This window comes from Ferroglobus sp., assembly GCF_015521575.1.
In the GTDB taxonomy this organism is placed as follows: domain Archaea; phylum Halobacteriota; class Archaeoglobi; order Archaeoglobales; family Archaeoglobaceae; genus Ferroglobus.
Map to the genome: position 1 here is coordinate 1 of NZ_WANY01000111.1, position 4,180 is coordinate 4,180.

Sequence of the window (4,180 nt, forward strand, 5' to 3'; positions counted from 1 at the left end):
CTATTTCTACTGAAGAACACAAAAATCTCTCCAGTTTTCCCGATTGTTTTCGCTCTCGTTCCAATTTACTACTTCATCAAAAACTCCAAGCGAAATTGGGTTATCGACTTCGAACTCGTTAAAAGTGTTCAGCTGACAGTCTATGCAGGTTTCTTCTTCACAGTAGTGCACGTAATATTATTTTATTTCGAATAGCAAATTCGTTCCAGAGCCAAAATACATAATATCTTTATTGATCTCCGAAAGATAGTTCTTACTTTTTAATGGCAAATACGCTGAAGGGGGTGTTACATATAATACTAACCATTCAGTTCCCTTAATTTCCTCAGCTTTAATTGCATTAGTGATTTCATCAATATTACCCCTAAAAGCTAAAATTGTATTGGCATCAATGAAATAAAACCTCACACGTGCGTCAGTTTTTAAATCTTTAACTTCCGCAAATTTTTGAATACCTCCTCTAAATATTTCGCCCACCATTACACATTCATCATAAAATATATCAAGAGAGAAAACTGAAGGATATATTGAAACTGGTACATTTGCGATCCCCAACCCGGCAACACCGTGAGTTTCTTTACTTACAAAAGCCAGAGCGTAAGGGGAGTACGTGATGATCTCTCCTCGCTCAATACCGGAAACGAATTTCTCCTCGGTCATTTCCTCCATGTACATAAACTTCCTCGCGTAATCAACGACTTTCATTCCCCCAACTTCACCTATTGCAACCCCCTTTTTGACAACGCTTGTAACCTCTTTAACCTGCAGAACGCTCTTCAAAATCTCCAGAGTTTCTTCAAAGCTTTTGCCTCTTTCTGGATAAATTTCGTGGAAGTGAACCTTAGCGTTCTTAAATCCAAGAACGAGAGCGTTCCTGCCTATTTCGTTGTAATCCTTAAAGATTTTCGGAGTGTCAAAGCGAGCCTCCATCGGAAAGAGATTTATTCCAGCAACGGGAATTTCTGCAACAGATAAAGCTTTCATAACTTCGTTTGCCGGCATAATCAGGCGATTTTCTATCAGATATTCCGAAAAAGATGTCAATACTTTTTCCTTACATTCATTATTCTCGCATTTACCATATTCCGATGAATGCTTTCGTTCTTCACGAATGAACTTTAAAAGATCAAATCTTGATGGAAAATAAGATAGTGGATATATCGCCATAGCCGCATCGTAACTCCTGAGCTTTCTTCCTACGCTTTCGAGCTCTTCGATGATGTGTCCCTTCCCAGTCTGAAAAATTCCAACGTCTCCGCTGAATAAAGCAATTGCAACACCCTGCGCCCATGTTCCTTCCTCTCCCCCGTACCCCTCTATGAAGAAAGCTGCTGACCTGCATTTAAGTGAATTTTTTATAAAATCGAGAACATGTTTATGTTCACCATATAATCTTGAAGTGATAAATATTAAAGCGAAGTCCGGTTTGAATTTAATCCTTTCAAATTTTTTTTGAAGCAGTCTATTAACAATAGCAGCTTTCGTTCCTGGAACAGTTACTATTTCTGCTTCCATTAGAACAAGTAACTTCTCAGGTTATTTATTATTGTTTTGATATCTACATCAAGCTTGTGATAGTGGGAAGGGTAGGAAATTATTCCGAGAACGAGAGTCTTCGAGATCGGTCTCAAATCGAAGCGAAAGTCCCCGGTTTCTATTATCGAGTCTTTTAAGTTTCTCGTAAATATATAATAAAGCATGCTTTTTATCTGTTCCTCAAGGTTGTGCAAAGCCAAAACGAGCTTCGGGTCTCTTTTAAGCTTGGAATAGATTAGAGTCCCATCTATTCTGTAAAGAACAACTCCGGCAATAGCCTCGTCTTCGGCTATCGGCTCAAGAATTCCCGCTATTTTAGATCTCATACCTCTCTATCAGCAATTTTATGTACCTCTCCGCGTCTTTCCCAGCTATTTTCGCTATTTCTTCTGCTAATTTCCTGATGTTCTCTGGAAGCTCCCCAAACTTTTTGAGGATTTCTTCAACCTTCTCTTCTTCCATTTCGTACCCTTCGACAACGATTCCAAGACCCGGAAGAATTTTGTAGGGAAAAACACCCTCTGCATGCCAAGAGGCTCGATGCTTAATTATCTGAATAGTCCTGTTGAACGGCTCACCATAGCCAAGATTTTTTAGGTTTATTACGGTGTCCGCTAAAAACACTGGAATCGACACGTCAGCCCTTCCAAGATCACCGCTTAATGGTTCCTCAACCGTCACTACCGCCAGTTCCTTTTCTCTGAGCTTGCTAAAAAGCCAGTTCACGTCTCTCCTCGCATTTATGTCGATCGGAGAGATTAGAGGGGTAAAAGAATCTATAGCGATTCTGTCCGCTTTTGACGCTCCGTTAACGATGGAGACCAAATCCGTGCTTAAAAGTGAAACGTTTTCAGCGTAGAAATTCCTAACCTCAAGCTCCCCGTTATTGATGTGGTCTTCTATCTCATCCCAGCCGAGAGATTTTGCCAGCCTTATAACCTCCTTCTCTCCGAATTCGAAAGAAATGTAAATTCCTCTGCTTCCGTTTCTTAATCCTTCAAGTAGCGTTTGAAGGGAAAAGATCGTTTTTCCAGTGCCAGAAGTCCCAACTACCACAACAACGGAGTTACTGTGAAACCCCCCGCCAAGCAGCTCGTCTAAACCGTAAATTCCGCTCTTAATTCTCATGTCAAATTTCAATGATTTTCAAAAGTATATTAAGTTTACTTGTCCTCTATTCCACGTTCCGTTATTTTGAACACCGCCTCAGCCTCTGGCAAGTGAGGAGAGTCGATAAGCCTCGCAACTCGCAGCTCTCCTTTACTCTTCCTCAGGTAAACTCTGAAAGTTGCCGTATGCGCCACAATATGTCCTCCAACGGGTTTCGTCGGATCGCCGAAGTACTGATCCGGCTTAGCCATGACTTGGTTTGTAACGACTATAGCTGCGTTAAACAACTCTCCAAATCTAAGCAAATCGTGGAGGTGTCTGTTCAGTTTTTGCTGCCTGTCAGCTAACGTTCCCCTCCCTATGTACTCCGCTCTGAAATGAGCTGTGAGCGAATCAACAACGAGTAACCTTACGTGCTTCCCTTCCTTTCTCAGCTTGTTTGCCAACTCCTTAGCGTTGTCAACCAAAAGCATCTGGTGGTTGGAGTTGTAAGCCTGAGCAACGTAGATGTTTTCCAGAGCCACATCCGGATCGAGACCTTTAGCTTTAGCCATCTGAACAATTCTTTCCGGTCTGAACGTTCCCTCCGTGTCTATGACGACCACAACTCCATTAAGCCCTCCCTTCTCCTTAGGAAGTTGAACATTAACAGCCAGCTGATGACAAATTTGTGTTTTCCCACTTCCAAATTCACCAAAAAGCTCGGTAATTGCCTGAGTTTCCACTCCTCCTCCGAGCAAATCGTCAAGAGCTTTGCTTCCAGTGGTTATCTTACCTATGTTCCTTCTCCTCTCAAGGATCGTCAAACCCGTTTCGAATCCACCGATATTAGCGAACTTCCTCGCTGCGGCAATTATCTTTGCTGCGGTACTTTCCGGAATGTCTGCTGCTGAGCTTAACTCCTGAGGAGAAGCAACTGCAATAGCTTCTATCGTCGAATAACCAGCCTCCCTTAATTTTTCAGCTGTTGAAGGTCCAACATTTGGTAACTCTTCAAGATCTATTTCTCTAAACGATTCCTCTACAATTTCCTCGCTTTTTTCACCCTTCTCTTCTTTCTTGTTATCCTTAGCCATATTGCATAAGCTTCAATTGAGTTTTTTAAATACTTTCTGGTGATGTACCATGAACTTCGCCCTTCCAGAATTCTATTTTTGATGAAGCCAAAGGAACTAATAGAGGAGATTAACTTCTTTTGTCTCCGACAGAGATCAGAATCCCCGGAATGGCAGCAGACATTCAAACTTCGCCAACAAGAAGAACTGTAAAATCCTCTTGGAGCTTCATCCAGTCTAACGCAACAGTTTGGAAGTGAATAAAGGAGTTTGAAGCGAAACTACAAATTTCGACTGAAAAGAGGAGGTATCTGATTGCGTTGGATGAAGCTGTTGTTAAAGCAAATAAGAAGCGATATTACATTTTCTCAGCTGTGAACATTGAGAAAAACGAGCTAATAAGAGTTTACACGATAAGAGAGGCGGCAAATAACGAAATCCATCATCAAAGAAATTCTAAGGTGCTGCAAGAACAAACC

5 protein-coding genes are annotated in these 4,180 nt (G+C 41.5%); 1 reads left to right on the plus strand and 4 read right to left on the minus strand.

Features of this window, described 5'->3' with window-relative positions:
* Positions 1–195 (plus strand): hypothetical protein (locus F7C14_RS04595; protein ID WP_290900301.1); only part of this gene is annotated, 195 nt, incomplete at its 5' end.
* On the opposite strand, the gene F7C14_RS04600 is transcribed toward F7C14_RS04595, so the two are convergent.
* Genes F7C14_RS04600 through radA form a run of 4 tightly spaced genes read right to left on the minus strand, consistent with a single transcriptional unit; the run spans position 178 to position 3,722 of the window.
* Positions 178–1,515, minus strand: coding sequence for a hypothetical protein (locus F7C14_RS04600; RefSeq protein ID WP_290900304.1), 1,338 nt, complete (start codon positions 1,513–1,515; stop codon positions 178–180). The two genes, F7C14_RS04595 and F7C14_RS04600, sit on opposite strands and share 18 nt — an antisense overlap.
* Positions 1,515–1,862 (minus strand): hypothetical protein, encoded by a 348-nt coding sequence (locus F7C14_RS04605; RefSeq protein WP_290900306.1) that lies wholly within the window; start codon positions 1,860–1,862, stop codon positions 1,515–1,517. Before F7C14_RS04605 ends, F7C14_RS04600 begins: the two co-directional genes overlap by 1 nt.
* Complete coding sequence (locus F7C14_RS04610) at positions 1,852–2,664, minus strand: ATPase domain-containing protein (RefSeq protein WP_290900309.1); 813 nt, start codon at positions 2,662–2,664, stop codon at positions 1,852–1,854. Before F7C14_RS04610 ends, F7C14_RS04605 begins: the two co-directional genes overlap by 11 nt.
* Before the next feature lie 35 nt (positions 2,665–2,699).
* The gene (radA, locus tag F7C14_RS04615; protein ID WP_290900312.1) at positions 2,700–3,722 is read right to left on the minus strand and encodes a DNA repair and recombination protein RadA; all 1,023 of its coding nucleotides are present in this window, start codon (positions 3,720–3,722) and stop codon (positions 2,700–2,702) included.
* Between the last annotated feature and the right edge of the window lie 458 nt (positions 3,723–4,180).

What these genes read in the sequence shown, in the direction of transcription:
- F7C14_RS04600 (WP_290900304.1), bottom strand. Translation starts at nt 1,515, where the DNA reads ATGGAAGCAGAAATAGTAACTGTTCCAGGAACGAAAGCTGCTATTGTT.
- F7C14_RS04605 (WP_290900306.1), bottom strand. Translation starts at nt 1,862, where the DNA reads ATGAGATCTAAAATAGCGGGAATTCTTGAGCCGATAGCCGAAGACGAG.
- F7C14_RS04610 (WP_290900309.1), bottom strand. Translation starts at nt 2,664, where the DNA reads ATGAGAATTAAGAGCGGAATTTACGGTTTAGACGAGCTGCTTGGCGGG.
- radA (WP_290900312.1), bottom strand. Translation starts at nt 3,722, where the DNA reads ATGGCTAAGGATAACAAGAAAGAAGAGAAGGGTGAAAAAAGCGAGGAA.